Here is a 17,648-nt window from a genome sequence, read left to right on the forward strand (position 1 = left end):
TGGCCGAGCAGTTACCGTGGCCGCGAAGAACAACGGAGGTGGGGTATGGAGAAGTCCGGCGCGTTGCGGCTGGGGGCTGCGCTCGTTTCCGTCCTGCTGGTGTCGTGCGGTGGCGGAGCTTCGCCGCCCCCGGTTCGCCCGGCGCCGCTCGCGCAGGCACCCGCGCCGCAGTTGCAAGTGGCGGCCGCCGATGCGAGCACCACCGCGTTGCGTGCGTACCAGGCGTTCTACAACGCCGCGCCCGGCTTCGGCGAGTACGCCACGCTGCTCGGCCAGGCCGGCGGCGGCAGCGCGGCACTTGCCACGCAGTTCGCGGCTGACTTCGCGAACTACCCGGACACCACCTTCTCGACGATGGTGCTGGCCAACATGGGCGTCACCGCGCAATCGGTGAATCCGAACTCGTACAACATCCTCTATTCAGCCCTCGTCGCGTACTTCGGCGCCTATCCTTCGAGCGCGCGCGGCCAGATCGTCGCCAACCTCATCGGCATCCTCGTCGGGCTGGAATCCGACGTGACCTGGGGCTCCGCGGCGCGCGCTTTCAACACGCGGGTGACGAGCAACCGCACCTACTCGACGAACACCTCGAACACCTCGGCGAGCAGCTGCGCGGCGTCGGTGACCACCGGGTACGGCGCCGGCATCGAAAGCACCATCCCGAGCGCCGGCACCTGCGGGCGGTCCGCGTTCGCGGGGGCGCCGTCCCCGGGTGACCAGGGGGGCGACGGCAGCGGCGTGGGTGGCGTCGGCGGCGGGGCGGGCGTCGGCGGCGGCTTCGGCAAGGTGCTCGGCGGGCTGATGCAGGTGACCGACCTGTCCGACGGCACCTTAATCGGCGAAGCGCTCACCGACAGCACGAACGGGCTCGTGACCGTGCGCACCTTCAACCGCACCGGTCCCTTCCTGCTCACGCTGCGCGGCCGCGCCGGCGCGCGCTACTTCGACGAAGGCCGCAACACGCTCGTCGATTTCCCGGCCGGCACGGTGATGCATGCGCTGGTGGACCGCTGGGACGAACACGTGGGCGTCTCGCCACTGACCGAAGCCGCTTTCCGCTACGCGCTCAACAACTACAAGCGCACGCCGTCGGCCATCCGCGCGGGGATCACGCCGTTGGCCGCCGACGGCGACCTGCGCGGCCTGACGGTGCAGCAGGTGCAGGCTGCGAACGAAGTGGTGCGCACCGCGGTGAACGTGCGCTACGTCGACAGCTACACGCTCGCGTCGGCGAAAGCGTTGCCGACACCGATCGACGCGAGCAGCAACGCGTCGACCGTGAAGAACAGCCGCTACGGCGTCTCGGCCATCGTCAACGGCGGCCTCGTCAAGAGCTCGCAGCGCTTCAACCCCTCGCTGGCCACGCCGGCGCTGTCGTTCGCCGAGGAGTTCGCGCGCGACCTCACCGACGGCCGCCTCGACGGCTACGCGCTCGACGGCACACCTGCGGCAACCACGCGCACCTATGCCGCGACTCGGTTGCCGGACTGGTCGCAGGCCGCCGCCGAGCAGCTGGCGGCCACCGTCGGCAGCGCGCTCGTGCCCACCGCGAAGTCGATCATCGACGTCGTGTACCGCATGGAGTACTACAACACGATCCCGCTCGTGGCCGACTCGAGCGTGAGCGACGCGCGCAACATCGTCATCGACACCGCCTTGCTGCTGGCCGACGGCACGGTGACGCTGTTCCGCACGACCAACGGCAGCACGATCACGCGCATCGACAACTTCGCGACCAACGTCAAGCGGCTGTTCCATTTCTCCACGCCCAACCTGCGCCAGACCGCGCTGCCGATCACCGCGGCGTCGGACCGCATCGCGCAGCAGGCGTACATGCTGAAGAACGACGGCACGGTGTGGGCGTGGGGGTCGGCCGTCTATTGCATCAGCAGCGTGTTCCTCAGCGGCACGGCCGCGGAGCAGTCGGCGCAGATCGCCGCGTCGCAGTTCCGGCTGCCGGGCAGCACGGGTGACAGCATCCCCTCGCCGATCCAGGTGCAGGGGCTTTCCAACATCACCGACATGGCGGTGGGCAAGTACAACGAGAACTGGATCGCACGCGACGCGAACGGCGACGTGTTCGTGTGGGGCCGCGACCAGTTCGGCGGTGCGGTCTACCGCCAGACGCCGGCGAGCGGCACCGGCCTGCTCCAGACGCGCGATTACATGCGCACGATCTTCGGCACGACGGTGACGACGCAGTCGCAGGCCAACCTGAACACCTACCGCGTGGTGCCGGCCTGCATCGCGCCGGTGCGGCAGGTGACGCCGCTGCCGAAGGCGGACTCGGTCGCCGCATCGGTGAACGCGCAGTTCGTGCTGACCACCGACGGCCGCGTGTTCGGGTGGGGCTCGGGTTACGAAGCCGGATTCGGGTTCGCGGACGCGTCGACGTTCAACACCGACCAGGCGGTCTTCAACCTCAACCAGCAGTTCACGGCGCGCAACCTCAACCTCCCGGGCGTGGTGCGCCAGTTGAACAGCGTCAAGGCGTCCGGCGCGGCCGCCGACACGATCTACGCGGCGACGCTGACCGACGAGGTCTACGTGTGGGGTGGGTCGACGGCTGCGGGAACTTCGCCCCGCACGTATTCGCAGGCCTTCGGCCGCGCGGCGCCGCTGTACCGCGACATCGGCGCGGACATCGCCACCGGCTCGAACATCCTGCTGCGCGACACCGGCATCATCGACTTCGGCAACCCGGGCGGCGGCACGACCTTCATTTTCGTGCCGTCGCTCATCCGCGTGCTCAAGCCGGTGGCCGACCGCACCTGGCTGTTCGCGAAGGACGGGCGCATCTACGAGATGGATGCGAGCCGCGCGCCGGTGGACATCACGCCGGGCCTGCGCGCGGGGAGCAAGTGAGACACTACGAGGACCCATGGACCTCGACAAATTCGACATCGCGATCCTCAAGGAGCTGCAGGCCGACGCGCGCCTCACGAACGCGGAGCTCGCGCAGCGCGTGGGCCTGTCGGCGGCGCCCTGCTGGCGGCGCGTGCGGGCGCTGGAGGAGTCGGGCTACATCAAGGGCTACCGCGCCGAAATCGACCGGCACAAGATCGGCCTGGGCGTGCTGGCGTTCGTGCGGCTGGACGCCGACAAGAACACCGGCGAGCGCACGCGGGAGATGGAGGAAGCGATCCGCAAGATCCCGGAGATCGTGTCGTGCCACTACATCAGCGGCGCGGGCACCTTCGAGCTGCAGGTGGTCGCCCGCGACCTCGAAGCTTTCTCGGTGCTCGCGCGCAAGGTGCTGATCAACCTGCCGAACGTGAAGGACCTGCACACGAGCTTTTCGCTCGGCGAGGTCAAGGCGAGCAGCGAGCTGCCGCTGGCGCACCTTTCCAAGTCCGTCAGCGCGGCCAGAGCACCCAAAGCCTGAGCGGCTGCTTCAGGCGCCCCGCGACTTCGCCCGCCTCGTTGCCCGAACCCACGAAGTAGTCCGCCCGCACGGCGCCGGTGATCGCACTGCCGGTGTCCTGCGCCATCACGAGCCGCTGCAGGTTCACCAGCGGGCCCGGCGAAGCGAGCCACACGGGCGCACCGTAGGGAATGCTGTCCTTGTCGACCGCGATGGAACGGCCCGCCGTCAGCGGCACGCCCTGCGCGCCGCGCGGGCCGGCGGAGGCATCGCCCTCCGGCAGCGGCTCCTCGCGGAAGAACACGTAGCGCGGGTTGCTCCACAGCATCTCGTTCACGCGCTGCGGGTTCTGCTGCGCCCACGCCTTGATGCCGGGCCAGGACGCATCGCGGATCGCGCCCTGCTGCAGCAGCCAGCCACCGACGCTGCGATAGGGCTGCTCGTTGCTGCCCGCGAAGGCAACCCGCACGAGGCGCTGGCGGCCGTCGGGCTCGGCGATGCGCAGCTTGCCGGAGCCCTGGATGTGCAGGCCCAGCGTGTCGATCGGGTCGGCAAGGTAAGCGATCTCGCGGCCGCGCAAGGCGGCGCGCGCTTCGGGCAAGGTGTCGATCTCCTGCCGCGTGTACCAGGGCCGGCGCGACGCGAGCCCTGCGGGAACGCCGTACAAAGGCACGCTGCTCGTCGCCGTGGGCTGCCGCGTCGCGTCGAGCAGCGGCTCGTAGTAGCCGGTGAGCAGGCCTTCATTCGGGCCGGAAAGCGGCTCCACGCGATACGGCTGCAGCCGGCGCGTCATCCACGCGCGCTGTTCCTGCGCGGAAGCGATGGACAGGCGCCGCACGTCCGCGCACAGCGCGCCGATGGTGGGCATCGGCCGTTCGCAGCTGCGCAGCCATGCATTCCACGCCTCGTGCAAGGGGTCGTCGTTGAAGCCGGGCAGCTCGGCCCAGCGTACGGGCACCCACCGGCTCTTGCCGAAGGTGATGGGGGCGGGCAGCGGCACCTCGTTGTCGACAACGGGCGCTGACGGAGCGGGCGCTGGCGCGGCGACCGGCGGCAACGGCGGCAGCGGCGTCGTGCCGCACGCCGCCAGCATTGCTACGATCGCGGCCAACCCAAGGAAACGCTGCATGCTGCTGATTCTGCTCGAAGCCCTGCTGGCGCTGGTGCTGCTGGTGGGCATCGTCTGGTGGACGATGTTCTCGGGGCGGCCCAAGGGCGAGTTGCCGCAGGAGAAGAAGAAGGACGACTAGTTCGCCCTCAGCATGTTCGCGAGCTCGACCGCCGACTTCACATCCATCTTGTCGAACACGCGGGCGCGGTGCACCTCTACCGTCCGCACGCTGATGGCCAGCTGGTCCGCGATGAGCTTGTTGGGCAGGCCCTTGGCCACGAGCTCCATCACGTCGCGCTCCCGGTCCGTAAGGTCGGCCAGGCGCGTGGCGAGCTTCTGCTTTTCCCCACGGGCCGCGAGCACCGATGAGGACTTCGCCAGCGCCTGCTCGATGCGGTCGACCAGCGCGTTGTCGGAAAACGGCTTCTCGCAGAAGTCGAACGCGCCGCGCTTGACCATGTCCACGGCCGTGGGCACGTCGGCGTGGCCGGTGAGGAACAGCACCGGCATCGCTTCGGCGAGGCCACGCTCCACGACCTTGTCGAACAGGGCCAGGCCGCTCATGCCCGGCATGCGCACGTCCAGCAGCAGGCAGCAGGGCTGCGTGGGCGTGAAGCCGCGCTGCAGCATCGCCTCGAACTCCTCGGCGCCGCTGTAGCTTTCGGAGAGCAGGTGGCGCGAGCGCAGCAGCCAGGCCAGCGCCTCGCGGACGCTGTCGTCGTCGTCGACGATGAAAACGGTGGCATTCGGGGCGGGTTGCATCAGGCGCTTGCGGTGGCTGTATTCGTGTCCTGTGACGCGGCTTCGACGGGCTCGGCAGGCAATGTGAACCGGAAAATCGTACCTTGCGGACGGTTGGGCTCGAATGCGAGGAATCCCCCATGCTGCTCCACGACCGTGCGGCAAAGCGACAGGCCCAGGCCCATGCCTTCCTCTTTCGTCGTGAAAAAGGGCGTGAACAGCTGCTGCTGCACTTCCTCCGGGATGCCGGGGCCCACGTCCGCCACGGAAAACTCCAGCCAGTGCTTGCGTTGCTCCCCGCCTTCCTCGCTGCGGCCGATGGTGCGCACCGAGATGTGCAGCGCGGGCGCGGCGACGCGCGCCTCGTCCATCGCCTGCATCGCGTTGCGCGCGAGGTTCAGCAGCACCTGCTCCACCATCGTGCGGTCGCACAGCACCGCGGGCAGCGGCTCGTGCAACTGCGTGGTCACCTGCACGCCCAGCTTGCGGGCCTGCAGGTTGACCAGCGGCAGGATGGCGTCGAGCAGCGCATGCGGCGCCACCGGCTCGCGCTGGTTGTCGCGGCGGCGCACGAAGTCGTGCACGCTCTTGATGACGCGGCCGGCGCGTTCGGCCTGCTCCGCAATGCGGCGCATGGCCACCTCGATGTCGCCGGGAAAATTGGAATCTGACCCCGATTTCAGGAGGTTCATCGAGCCGGTGGCATAGCTGCTGATGGCGGCCAGCGGCTGGTTGAGTTCGTGGCTGAGGAGCGAGGCCATTTCGCCGACGGTGGCCAGGCGCGCGGTGGCTTGCAGACGCTCCTGGCTGGCGCGCGAGAGCTCCTCGACGCGGCGCTGCTCGCTGATGTCGAGGACGGCGCTCATCCAGCCGGTCTGCATGCCGTGCGCGGCGATCAGGGGCGCCTCGATGATCAGCACCGGGAAGCGCGTGCCGTCCTTGCGCATGAACAGCGACTCGAAGCCCTCGCGCGGCGGCCCGTAGCGGCCCGCCAGGCGCAGCTCCTGCCGCTTGTGGTATTCGCTGGCGAGCTCGGGCGGCCAGTAGGGCGAAGGCGCGCCCTTGCCGAGCAGTTCGTCGGCGGTGAAGCCCACCATCTGGCAGAACGCCGGGTTCACGTAGGTCGTGCGGCCCTGCAGGTCGCGCGCGCGCAGGCCGGTGACGAGCGAGTCCTCCATGGCCTTGCGGAACGCAAGCGCGTCGGCCAGGTCCTGCTCCACGCGGATGCGCCGGCGCATGTCGTGGCCCAGCATCACGAGCACGGCGACGAGCGCGATCGACATCGCGGTGACCAGCGCCGTGAGCACGTTCGGGAACAGGTCCGGCGCGGCGCGCCAGGCGTCCATGCGCAGCACCATCGTGTTGCCGGGCAGGTCCAGCAGCTGCTGCGACGTGAAGACGCGGCTGCCGCGCTTGGTGGCGCCGTGCGTGGCCAGGCGCGTGCCATCCGCCTCGGTGAACGCGATCTCCTGCGAGCGCGTGAGGTTGGGCCCGACGAGGTTGGTGAGGATCTCGCCGAGCGAATAGGTCGCCACGACGTATCCGGTGAGCACGCCGGCCGTGACCTGCGGCAGGCACACCTCCATCAGCTCGAGGCCAAGGCCGTCCATCTGCGGCACGTAGTAGCTGCGCGCGTAGGCGGGGCCGGTGAGCCGCCGCGCGGCGGTGCAGGCCTGCAGCACGTCGTTGTGCGAATTGGCGCGGCCCAGGCGGGCAAAGACGGGCGAGCGGAACGGCGTGTCCACGGCCGCGACCGTGCCGAGGTTGGAGTCGCGCCACTCGATGCGCACCCACTCGCGGTGCTCGCGCAGCAGGCGCGCCGCATCGGCCGTCCAGCTCTCGCGGGTGAACTGGCCCGAGTGCAGGGCCTGCAAGGTCTGCACGTTGCGCGTGAGCGCGGAGCGGATGTCGGAGAGGGCTTCGGTGGTGTCGCGCTCGACGTGCGCCTGCGCCTGGCTCGCCTCGTAGCGGCCCGCCAGCCACACCAGCGTGGCGAGCAGCGAGATCACAAGGCCGGCCAGCAGGCCCCACAGCGTCCAGCGCATGGGCGTGCCGAGCCGCCGCGCAGGAGACGCGCGCCGCGGTTCCTGCACGTCTGGTGAGGTCACGCTCATAACACCCTGTGTTCCAGCGCCGGTAATTGGCTGCGCACCTGCGCCAGGCGTGAGTGTTCTACATCCGCGATCACGACGCCAGCCCCCGCTTCGGCGCGTTCGGCCAGCACCACGCCCCACGGGTCGACCACCATGGAGTGGCCCCAGGTGCGCCGGCCGCTCTCGTGCTCGCCGCCTTGCGCGGGCGCGACCACGTAAGCGAGGTTCTCGACGGCGCGGGCGCGCAGCAGCAGCTCCCAATGCGCCTGCCCGGTCACGTACGTGAACGCGCTGGGCACGAGCAGGATGTCGGCCGCGAGCGCGCGGTAAAGCTCGGGGAAGCGCAGGTCGTAGCACACCGACATGCCGACGCGCCACTTCTCGCCGGCGCGCGACGTCACCTCGAACACCTGCGGCGCGCTGCCCGCCTCGATCACGCGCGATTCGTCGTACTTCTCGCGGCCGTTCTCGAATTTGAAGAGGTGGATCTTGTCGTAGCGGGCCACGCGCTCGCCGTCGGGCCCGAAGACGAGGCTGGTGTTGCGCACGTGCTGCGCGTCGCCGGCCTCCAGCGGCAGCGTGCCGCCCACGAGCCACACGCGATGCTCGCGCGCGGCCTCCGACAAACACTGCTGGATCGCCCCGCTGCCGAATGCCTCGCGCACGTCGAGCTTGTCCGTGTCCTTGCGGCCCATCAGGCAGAAATATTCCGGCAGCACCGCCAGCTCGGCCCCTGCCGATGCAGCCTGCGCAACAAGCTCGCGCGCGGAGCGCAGGTTCGCGTCGACCGACGCGGCGGAAACCATCTGGAGGGCGGCGACCTTCATCTCGTTGCGGTGTTGTCGGCGGCGTTGCCGCTGGTGCTGGTGGGCGAGCGGCCCGAGAGCTTGGTGACGCGCGGGTCGCTCCACGTCCCGTCGATGTGGAACTCCTGCGTCGCGGCGCGGATGAGCGGCTGGCGCAGGAACATCTGAGCGAGGAACGAGCCCAGCCCGATCGCCGGGTTGATCATCGTCGCCACCAGCGACGCCGTGCCCGCGTTGATCTCCGGCACCACCACCACCTTGATGTCCTGCGTCTCGCGCGCGATGTCCGCCTTGCCTTCCATCAGCACGGCGGCATTCACGCCTTTCATCTGCAGGTTGTTGGTGGACGCGATGCCCTGCTCGATCGCCACGTCGCCGCGGATGAAGTCGAAGGAGAAACCCTCGGTGAACACGTCGCGGAAGTCGAGCACCAGGCGCCGCGGCAGCGACTGCAGGCTCAGCACGCCCAGCAGCTTGGCAAGCCCCGGGTCCGCCTTGAGGAACTGGCCGCTCTCCACGTTCACCTGGAACGCGCCGGACAAGGACGGGTAGTCGAGCGCCAGCGGCGAACCCACCCACGCGATCTGGCCTTCGAGCTTGCCGCGGCCGCGCCGCACGATCTCCTTCATGCCGAAGCGTGCGAGCAGGCCGCCGGCGTCGGCGATGTCCAGCTGGAATTTCATCGCGGTGCGCTTCTTCTCCGCGCGCGGTGCCTGCCGCGGCCCGCCCGGGGGCACCGCGGTCGCACCGATCGCGGCCCAGTTGCCCGTCGCCGTGAACACCGCCTCCGGCGTGGTCAGCGCGAGCTTGTTCAAGCGCCACTCGCGGATGCCGCCTTCGCGCTGCACGGTGCCCGCACCGCGGTTGGTGGCGTCGATCTCCAGCTTGCCCAGCTTCTTGCCCTTGAGCTCGAAGTCGTCCACCACGATGTCCAGCGCGGGGATGCTGTTCACCTGGTCGTCGAGCAGCGACTCCACTTCGTTCGCCGCGGCCGCGGCTAGCTTCAGGCGCGCGAGGCGCGCATGCAGCCGCCCCGCGCCCTGCCCCGAGGGCTGGCGGTATTCGAGGTAGCCGTTCAATTCGTCGGCGTCGATGTTCGCGCGCCAGGTGAGCCCGTCACGCGATCCGCCCATCACCACGTTGTGCAGCGTGCGGCCCTCGACGCTCAGCTCCTTGGCGCGCACCGCCATCAGCGTGGGGATGTAGCCCGGCCCGCCGGCCGCCGCGCGGAACGGCGACGCGGCCACCGTGGGAACCGGTGCGCCCGCAGCCGCCTGCTCCTCGGTGGTGGCACGCGTGAGCACGTCTTCCCAGGCGTCCACGTTGAACCCGGCGAGGTTGATGTTGGCCATCACCCCCGCATCCGGCAGCGAGACGCTTTCGCCGGGCGCGAGCCCGACGGCGATCGTGCCTCGCAGCACCTTGGCGTCCGCGCCGGAGACGTCGCGCACGTAGTGCACGTTCGCGATCCGGCCGATGTCGAGCGTCAGCTGGTCCTGCATGCGCACGGGCGAGCCTTCGGGCGCCATCATGGCGTCGCGCGTGGCGATCGTCTCGTAACGCAGCGGCAGCACGCCCTCGGCGGTCTTGGCCAGGGGTGCCGGCAGGTTCAGCGCCATGCCCTGCAGGTTGCTCGTGACCAGGATCTCCGGCGAGCCGCGCCGCACGCCCAGCGTGAGCGAATAGTTGGCGCTGCCCGCCATCTCGCGCGCCAGGCGCGAGATGAAGCCGAGCTCGCGCGCCTGCCGCAAGCCATCCGCCGTCGCCACACCCTGCGCCCGCACGACGATGGGCGCATCCAGGCTGCCCGGGGGCAACGTGCGCGAGCCGCCTTCGATGCGCGCGTCGCCGCCCAGCGCCCGCGCCTGGCCGCCCGCGATGCGGAAACCCTTCTCGCTGAAAGTGACCGTGCCTTTCGCGCGCGCGAGCATGGGGCTGTCGGGCGTGATCTGCAGGTCGTTGTTGGCCAGCGTGATGGTGCCCAGCACCTGCGAGTTCTCGATCTTCGCCACCGGCAGGTTCAGCTGCAGCTGGACGTCGGCATTGCCGGTGGCTTTGGACTTCGCGAGCGCCTGGTTCGTCATGGCCGACATGGGCGAGGTGTTCACCACGCCCAGTGCCTCGCCGAGCGGGCCCTGCACCTGGCCCTTCACCGCCACCACGGTGCTGCGGAAGTCGGGGATCTGCGCTTCGGCCTTCACCTGCAGCTTCGACGGCGCGCCGAAGAGGCCGCGCGCGTTCTTCACCTGCATGCCGTTGCCCTGGAACACCAGTTCCCCCGCGAGCTGCGTGAGCGCCGGCCACTGCCCCGGCCCCTTGTTGGCGCTCTGCGGCACGTACGCGTAGGTGGCGCCCTGCACGTCGGCGGTGACGAGGAACTCGCCGTTGCGGTTCTCGGGGAACGGGAACTCCGCGAGGTCGCCGCGCACGCGGAACTTCGCGTTCGTCGCCGTGCCGTGCTGCACCGACTCGTGCACGTAGTCGCGTGCGGTCTTGGGCACGCCCAGCGGCAGGTAGCGCCATACGCGCGTGCCGTCGGCACGCGACAGCGTGGCCTGCAGGTCCAGCACGCCGGGGAAGCGCGACTTCGAGACCGACTTCGCGGGGTCCGACGTGCGCCACGTGGCCTTCGCCTCGCCCTGCGCGTCGGCGTTCGCGAACTTCATGTTGTTGAGCGTGACCGAAGCCTGCGCGCCATCGAGCTGCCACAGCACGTCGCCCGCGAGCGTGGCGACCGGGATCGCCGGCTCCTCGAACACGCCGGGGAATTCGAGCGCGCCGTTCTCCATGGCCAGCCGCGCCTTGCCGCCCTTGTGCGTGAGGTCGAAGTCGATGTTGGCCCCGCGCACGCCGGGCGTGCCGGCCGCCTGGTTGCGCGGGTCGGGGCGGGCCGCCACCTGCAGGGCCGTGGCGCGGCCTTTCGCCTCATAAGACACGGGTGCATCGACAGGCCCCTGCCATTTGGCCTGGATGTCCACCAGCCCCTGCGGCGAATACGCGGTGAGCGCCGCATGCGTGGGCGTGCCCAGCGGCAGCCGGGTGGCCACCTGCGTCAGTGCTGCCAGGTCCAGCTTGTCGCCCTTGAACTCGCCCTGCGCCGGCAGCTGGCCGTGCGCCGCGCTCCATGAGACCTTCACGTTGCCGCCGGGCCACCGGTGGCCGTCGCGGGTCTGGAACTGCAGGCCCTGGGTCTCGAACTCGAAGCCCTCCTCGAAGCGCTTGCCCCCCAGCCGTCCCGCCACCGAGACCAGCGCCAGCGGCTCGAGCTTCGGGCCGAGGCGCGCGTCCACGTCCGCCAGCACCACGTCGGCGGTGCCGCCAACGACCTGCCCTTTTTCCACATCGACCCAGGCCCGCAGCGCGCCGCGGCCCTGCGTGATCTGCACGCCGAGGTCCGCATGGCGGCGCAGCTGCGACAAATCCACCCGGGCGAAGTCGCCATACACCTGCCCGGCCCAGTGCTGCCAGTGGCCGCCATGGCGCACCAGCAGCGGCTGGCGGAACTGCGCCGCGAGCGTGAAGCGCTCGCCCCACTCCGGCGGCGGCGTGGCGTCCAGGCGGATCGAATGGCGGCGCGACTTGTTGCGCACCACGAGGTCCACGTCGCCCAGCGCCAGCGGCGGCGCATGGCGCATCTCGTCGGTCCAGCGGATGGTGCCGCCCCGGATGACGAACTCCGACTGCTCGAAGAACCAGTCGGCCGCGCGGCCGTCGTTGTCGCCGGTGCGCGAGAGGTCCAGCCCCGCGACCACGAGGCGGCCGTCGGTGGCGCGGCGGATGTCCAGCTCCGGCTTGTCGATGTAAAGCTGCTCGAAGCCGAGGTTCAGGAGGGACCGGGGGCTGAGCGCGACCAGCACGCGCGGCAGGGTCAGCGCCGGGCGCTGCTGCGCGTCCAGCAGCACCACGTCCTGCAGTTCGAACGACGGAATGAGCCCTTCGCTGCGCGCCTGCACGCTGCCGATGCGGACGGGTACCCCCAGGGCGCGCCCGGCTTGCTTTTCGAGCTCGGGGCGAAGCTCGCCGATTCGCGGCACAATGAATCCATGCAGCGCCCCCCAAGCCAGTACAAGGGCCAGCCAGAAGGCCGCCAGCAACCACAGCAAACCCCTGGCGGCAACGGCGTAGGCCCTCAGCGCGCGTGACGGATTCGTCGGGGGAGCATTCATGAAAACATCGAGGTGGCAGGCATTATGACCCCCGGCGTCGCGCTGGGTTTCAACGCGCAGCAACCCGCTGTGTCCAACCGCAACGACCCTGCGCCGCTGTCGGCCTATTCGCGGCTGGCGCAGCGCCTGCGCCGCCGCTATGGCAGCGAGCTCGCCCTGCTGCCCGAGGGCACGCCCGACCGCGCCTCGATGGCTGCGTGCTTCGACGCCCTGCGTGCGCGCGGCGAGCCGCTGCCGGCCGCCTTGCGCATCCTGCGCCAGTTGGTGATCGAGCGCCTTCTCACGCTCGATTGCGACCGCCAGGCGCCGCTGGCCGACGTCACGCTGGCGATGACGGAGCTTGCCGAATTCGCGCTCGACGCCGCCTGCCGTCACTCCCAGCAGGAGCTCGACGCGGTGCACGGCGCACCACTCGCGCCCGGCGGCGGCCGCGCGCAGCTATGGGTCGTCGGCATGGGCAAGCTGGGAGCGCGCGAGCTCAACGTGTCCAGCGACATCGACCTGGTCTACGTCTACGACCAGGACGGCGAGACGGCCGGCACGCCCGAGGGGCGCGGGCGCATCACCAACCACGAATACTTCGGCAAGGTCGTCAAGGCGATCTTCGGGATCATCGGCGACGTCACCGAGCACGGCTTCGTGTTCCGCGTGGACCTTGCGCTGCGCCCCAACGGCAATTCCGGGCCGCCCGCCGTGTCCCTCGGCGCGCTGGAGGAGTACTTCCTTGTGCAGGGCCGCGAGTGGGAACGCTTCGCGTGGCTCAAGAGCCGAGTAGTCGCGCCGCGCTCCTGCATCGAGGACGGTTCTGCGCAAGGCCTGCGCACCGCGGTGTTGCCTTTCGTGTTCCGCCGCTACCTCGATTACGGCGTTTTCGACTCGCTGCGGGTGCTGCACCGGCAGATCCGCGAGCACGCCGCCAAGCGCGCGGCCGGGCGGCCCGAGCGCGCCAACGACGTCAAGCTGTCGCGCGGCGGCATCCGCGAGATCGAATTCATCGTGCAGTTGCTGCAGGTCGTGCGCGGCGGCCAGTTCCCGGAGCTGCGCACGCGGCCCACGCTCGCCGCGCTGCAGCGCCTGGCCAAGGCCGGGCTGATGCCGCAGGCCACGGCCGACGGCCTGGCGAAGGCGTACGAATTCCTGCGCCGCACCGAGCACCGCATCCAGTACCTCGACGACCAGCAGACGCACGTGCTGCCCATGGGCACCTGCGACGACGACGACGGCGACCTGAGCTGGATCGGCCGCACGATGGGCTATGCCGATTGCTGCCCCTTCCTGCACGAGCTGGACAGCCACCGCGAGTTCGTGGCGCAGGAGTTCGACACGCTGCTGGGCAGCGGGCAGCGCGAGTGCAAGGGCTGCGCCGGCCCGAAGGCGCCGCGCGTGGCGCCGGAGCTGGACTCGCTGGTGGACGAACTGCCGCCGCAGATGAAAGAGCGCGTCGCCGCCTGGTGCCGCAACCCGCGCGTGCAGGCGCTGCGCGACGACGGCCGTGCGCGGCTTGCGCGGCTGATGGCGCGCACCGCGCAGTGGCTGCAGGAAGGCCGCGTCGAGGAAGACGCCGCGCTGCGCCTGGCCGACTGGATCGAGCCGCTGCTGCGCCGCGAGAGCTACCTCGCGCTGCTGGTGGAGCGCCCCGGCGTGCACGAGCGCCTGCTGCGGCTGCTGGGCGCCGCGCGCTGGCCGGCGCGCTATTTGATGCAGCACCCGGGCGTGATCGACGAACTCGCGAGCGACCAGCTGCTCACCGAGCGCTTCAGCGCGCGCGACTTCGAGGACGAGCTGGAGCGCCGCCGCCGCTCGCTGCAGATCACGGGCGAGGACGACGACGAGGCCCTGCTCAACCTGCTGCGCCGCGCGCACCACGCGGAGGTGTTCCGCACGCTGGCGCGCGACCTCGAAGGCGCGCTGTCGGTGGAGCAGGTGGCCGACGAGCTGAGTGCGCTCGCCGACTCGGTGCTGCGCGTCACGGCGCGCTGGTGCTGGGACCGCTTGAAGCAGCGCCACCGCGACGAGCCGCAGTTCGCGATCATCGGCTACGGCAAGCTGGGCGGCAAGGAGCTGGGCTACGGCAGCGACCTCGACATCGTGTTCGTCTACGAGGACGAGGACGACCGCGCGCCGGAGGCCTACGCGGCCTTCGTGCGCAAGCTCATCATCTGGCTGGGCACCAAGACGGCCGAGGGCGACCTGTTCGAGATCGACACCGCCCTGCGCCCCAACGGCAGCTCGGGCCTGCTGATCACCACCTTTGCCGCGTATGCCGATTACCAGCAGAACCGCGGCAGCAACACCGCATGGACGTGGGAGCACCAGGCCATGACGCGGGCGCGGTTCGTGCTGGGCAGCGACTCGCTGCGCACGCGGTTCGACCTCGTGCGCGAGGCCGTGATCACCGCGCCGCGCAACGTGGATGCATTGCGCCTCGAGATCGAGACGATGCGCGAGCGCGTGAGCCACGCGCACCCGGTGAAGCCGGGCCTCTTCGACGTGAAGCACAGCCCCGGCGGCATGGTGGACGCGGAGTTCGCGGTGCAGTTCCTCGTGCTGTCGCAGTCGGCCGAGCATGCCGAGCTGCGGCCCAACGTCGGCAACATCGCGCTGCTGCAGCGCGCCGAGGCGTCGGGGCTGCTGCCGCGCGGCGTCGGCACGGCCGCGGCCGATGCGTACCGCGAGCTGCGCCGCACGCAGCACCGCGCGCGCCTGAACGAAGAGACCACGCAGGTGCCGCAGGCGCACCTGCAACGCGAGCAGAAAGCCGTGCTCGCGCTCTGGCACCACGTCTTCAGCTGATCAGGCGCACCGCCCCGCGCGGTGTTACGCTCCCGGGTTCGCCAGGAGAACAAGGACCTATGGGCCAAAAGCTCGCGCTGGCTTGCGCCTGCGCACTTGTCTTGAGCGCGTGCGCCGTACCGCGCCCGGCCGCCACCGTGGACCCGGATGCGCCGCCGAAGTGGTACGCGCCCCTGCCGCACAACGGCACGCTCACCGATTTGAACCGCTGGTGGCAGCAGTTCAACGACCCGCTGCTGGTCGAGTTGATCGAAGCGGCGCAGACCGCGAGCCCCACGGTCGCCACGGCACGCTCGCGCATCGTGCAGGCGCGCGCGGCACGTGCGGCCGCGCAGGCGACGCTGCTGCCGTCGGTCGACGGCAACGCGACGGCGGTGCGCGCGAAGCAGCCGCCCACCCCCATCGCCACCACTGTCACCACCGGCGCGCAGGCTGCGTGGGAGATCGACCTGTTTGGCGGCAACCGCGCCGCCACCGACGCGGCCCGTGAACGGCTGCAAGGCGCGGAGGCGGGCTGGCACGACGCGCGGGTTTCGGTTGCCGCGGAAACCGCCAACAGCTACCTCGCGCTGCGCACCTGCGAGCGCCAGCTCCTCGTCGCGACGCGCGATGCGCAGTCGCGCGCGGAGACGGCGCGCCTGACGCAGCTGAGCGCCAATGCGGGCTTCACGCCGCCGGCCACCGCGGCGCTGGCCCGCGCCAGTGCCGCGGAAGGCGCGGCACGCGCGACGCAGCAGCGCGCGCAGTGCGACATCGAAGTGAAGGCGCTCGTCGCATTGAGCGCCTTGCCCGAACCGCGCCTGCGCGAGCGCCTGGGCGCCTCGTGGAAGGAGCCCGCGGAGTTCGCGTTGCTCACGGTCGCGTCGATTCCCGCGGAGCTGCTTGCACAACGGCCGGACGTGTACCAGGCCGAACGCGAAGTGGCCGCCGCGAGCGCCGACGTGGGCAGCGCACGCGCGCAGCAACTGCCGCGGTTGTCGCTCACGGGCTCCATCGCGCTCGGCAAGGCGCACGCGGGCGGCGACACCTTCGATGTCGAAACGTGGTCGATCGGCCCGCTCGCGCTCACGCTGCCGATCTTCGACGCCGGGCGGCGCGCCGCGAACGTCGATTCGGCGCAGGCGCGCTACGAAGAAGCGGCGGCGCTCTACAAGGCCCGCGTGCGGCAGGCGGTGCGCGAAGTGGAAGAAGCACTCGTCAACCTCGAAAGCGCCCGCGCGCGTGCCGAAGACGCGCGCATCGCGGTCGAAGGCTACAGCGCGTCGTTCGTCGCGACGGAAGCACGCTACCGCAGTGGCCTGGGCAGCCTGATCGAACTGGAAGACCAGCGCCGCGCGATGCTGGCGGCCGAAACCGCTCTCGTGGCGCTGCAGCGCGAGCGCGTGGCCTCGTGGATCGCGCTGTATCGCGCGGTGGGCGGCGGCTGGACGCGCGCGCAACAAGAAGAAGCAAGGACCCCATGAAGAAGAACACCTGGATCGCCGTCGGGCTGGCCGCACTGCTGGCCGGCTGCGGCGGCGACGACAAGGCCGCCAAGGCGCCGGTGAAGCCTGCGCTGACGGTCACGACCACCGTGCCCGCGCAGGTGATGATGGCGACGAAGCTGGCCGCGAACGGCAGCCTCGCGGCTTGGCAGGAAGCGATCATCGGTGCCGAGGCGAGCGGACTTCGACTGACCGAAGTGCTGGTGAACGTGGGCGACCGGGTCAGGCAGGGGCAAGTCCTCGCGACCTTCGCCAGCGAGACGAGCCGCGCCGACCTGCACCAGGCGCAGGCCAACGTGGCCGAAGCGGAGGCCAATGCGGCGGATGCCGCATCCAACGCGGAGCGCGCACGCACGCTGGAGAAGACCGGGGCGATGTCGCAGTCGCAGATCAACCAGTACGTGACGGCCGCCAAGACGGCGCAGGCGCGCGTGGAAGCTGCGCGTGCGACTTTCCAGGCGCAGCAGGCGAGGCTCGCGCAGACGCGCGTGCTGGCGCCGGACGATGGCGTGATCTCCGCGCGCACGGCCACGCTCGGTGCCGTGGTCGGCCCGGGCACCGAGCTCTTCCGGCTGATCCGCAAGGGCCGGCTGGAATGGCGCGCCGAAGTGACGGCCGCCGAACTCGGCCGCCTCACGCCGGGCACCACGGCCATCATCACGACTTCGAGCGGCGCGCGCCTCGAGGGCCGCATCCGCACGATCGCGCCCAGCCTCGACCCGCAGAGCCGCACCGCGCTCGTCTACGTGGACGTGAAGCCGCTGCCGGGCCCCGCGGCCGGCAGCGCACGCGCGGGGATGTATGCGCGCGGCGAGTTCGACCTCGGCGCGACGCCGACGCTCACCGTCCCGCAAGCCTCCGTGGTCGTGCGCGAAGGCTTCCACTACGTCTTCCGCGTGAACCCCGACAACCGCGTGACGCAGGTCAAGGTGCAGATCGGCCGCATCGAGGCCGACCGGCTCGAAGTGGTGGGTGGCGTGACGCCGGGCATGCGCATCGTGGCCACCGGTGCGGGTTTCCTGAACGACGGCGACCTCGTGCGCGTCGCCGATGCCGCGGCCCGGCCTGCTTCGGCTGCGAGCAAGTAAGG

General features: G+C 70.5%; 11 protein-coding genes. 6 read left to right on the plus strand and 5 right to left on the minus strand.

Features of this window, described 5'->3' with window-relative positions:
- The first annotated feature begins 45 nt into the window (after nt 1-45).
- Both H8R02_RS04035 and H8R02_RS04040 read left to right on the plus strand, forming a co-directional pair.
- Entirely contained in the window at nt 46-2,865 is a 2,820-nt protein-coding gene (locus H8R02_RS04035; RefSeq protein ID WP_187080044.1) for an RCC1 domain-containing protein, read from the plus strand.
- Between the two features lie 16 nt (nt 2,866-2,881).
- Entirely contained in the window at nt 2,882-3,385 is a 504-nt protein-coding gene (locus tag H8R02_RS04040) for an Lrp/AsnC family transcriptional regulator (RefSeq protein ID WP_187080045.1), read from the plus strand.
- Here the strand turns inward: H8R02_RS04040 and mltA are convergent.
- Nucleotides 3,357-4,493 carry a murein transglycosylase A gene (mltA, locus tag H8R02_RS04045; RefSeq protein ID WP_494338103.1) on the minus strand — a complete coding sequence of 379 codons (1,137 nt, stop codon included), beginning with the start codon at nt 4,491-4,493 and terminating at the stop codon, nt 3,357-3,359. The genes H8R02_RS04040 and mltA overlap by 29 nt on opposite strands.
- Between mltA and H8R02_RS30270 the strand changes: the two genes are divergently transcribed.
- On the plus strand, nt 4,492-4,614 hold the full coding sequence (locus tag H8R02_RS30270; RefSeq protein ID WP_255429137.1) for a hypothetical protein: 123 nt from the start codon (nt 4,492-4,494) through the stop codon (nt 4,612-4,614). The genes mltA and H8R02_RS30270 overlap by 2 nt on opposite strands.
- Here H8R02_RS30270 and H8R02_RS04050 read toward each other — a convergent pair.
- Genes H8R02_RS04050 through H8R02_RS04065 form a run of 4 tightly spaced genes read right to left on the minus strand, consistent with a single transcriptional unit; the run spans nt 4,611 to nt 12,281 of the window.
- Nucleotides 4,611-5,237, minus strand: a complete 627-nt coding sequence (locus H8R02_RS04050; protein ID WP_187080047.1) for a response regulator transcription factor — start codon at nt 5,235-5,237, stop codon at nt 4,611-4,613. The genes H8R02_RS30270 and H8R02_RS04050 overlap by 4 nt on opposite strands.
- The gene (locus H8R02_RS04055; protein WP_187080048.1) at nt 5,237-7,330 is read right to left on the minus strand and encodes a two-component system sensor histidine kinase NtrB; all 2,094 of its coding nucleotides are present in this window, start codon (nt 7,328-7,330) and stop codon (nt 5,237-5,239) included. The genes H8R02_RS04050 and H8R02_RS04055 overlap by 1 nt, the downstream gene beginning before the upstream one ends.
- The gene (locus H8R02_RS04060; protein ID WP_187080049.1) at nt 7,327-8,136 is read right to left on the minus strand and encodes a carbon-nitrogen hydrolase family protein; all 810 of its coding nucleotides are present in this window, start codon (nt 8,134-8,136) and stop codon (nt 7,327-7,329) included. The genes H8R02_RS04055 and H8R02_RS04060 overlap by 4 nt, the downstream gene beginning before the upstream one ends.
- Entirely contained in the window at nt 8,133-12,281 is a 4,149-nt protein-coding gene (locus H8R02_RS04065) for a YhdP family protein (RefSeq protein WP_187080050.1), read from the minus strand. Before H8R02_RS04065 ends, H8R02_RS04060 begins: the two co-directional genes overlap by 4 nt.
- A 24-nt stretch (nt 12,282-12,305) precedes the next feature.
- Here H8R02_RS04065 and glnE point away from each other — a divergent pair, with 24 nt between their 5' ends.
- From glnE to H8R02_RS04080, 3 genes are read left to right on the plus strand one after another with little or no spacing between them, the layout of a single operon-like run.
- Nucleotides 12,306-15,074, plus strand: coding sequence for a bifunctional [glutamate--ammonia ligase]-adenylyl-L-tyrosine phosphorylase/[glutamate--ammonia-ligase] adenylyltransferase (glnE, locus tag H8R02_RS04070; RefSeq protein ID WP_187080051.1), 2,769 nt, complete (start codon nt 12,306-12,308; stop codon nt 15,072-15,074).
- A gap of 59 nt (nt 15,075-15,133) precedes the next feature.
- On the plus strand, nt 15,134-16,537 hold the full coding sequence (locus tag H8R02_RS04075; RefSeq protein WP_187080052.1) for an efflux transporter outer membrane subunit: 1,404 nt from the start codon (nt 15,134-15,136) through the stop codon (nt 16,535-16,537).
- Nucleotides 16,534-17,646 carry an efflux RND transporter periplasmic adaptor subunit gene (locus tag H8R02_RS04080; protein WP_187080053.1) on the plus strand — a complete coding sequence of 371 codons (1,113 nt, stop codon included), beginning with the start codon at nt 16,534-16,536 and terminating at the stop codon, nt 17,644-17,646. Before H8R02_RS04075 ends, H8R02_RS04080 begins: the two co-directional genes overlap by 4 nt.
- The last annotated feature ends 2 nt before the right edge of the window (nt 17,647-17,648 follow it).

This window comes from Ramlibacter albus (assembly GCF_014297445.1).
Classification (GTDB): domain Bacteria; phylum Pseudomonadota; class Gammaproteobacteria; order Burkholderiales; family Burkholderiaceae_C; genus Ramlibacter; species Ramlibacter albus.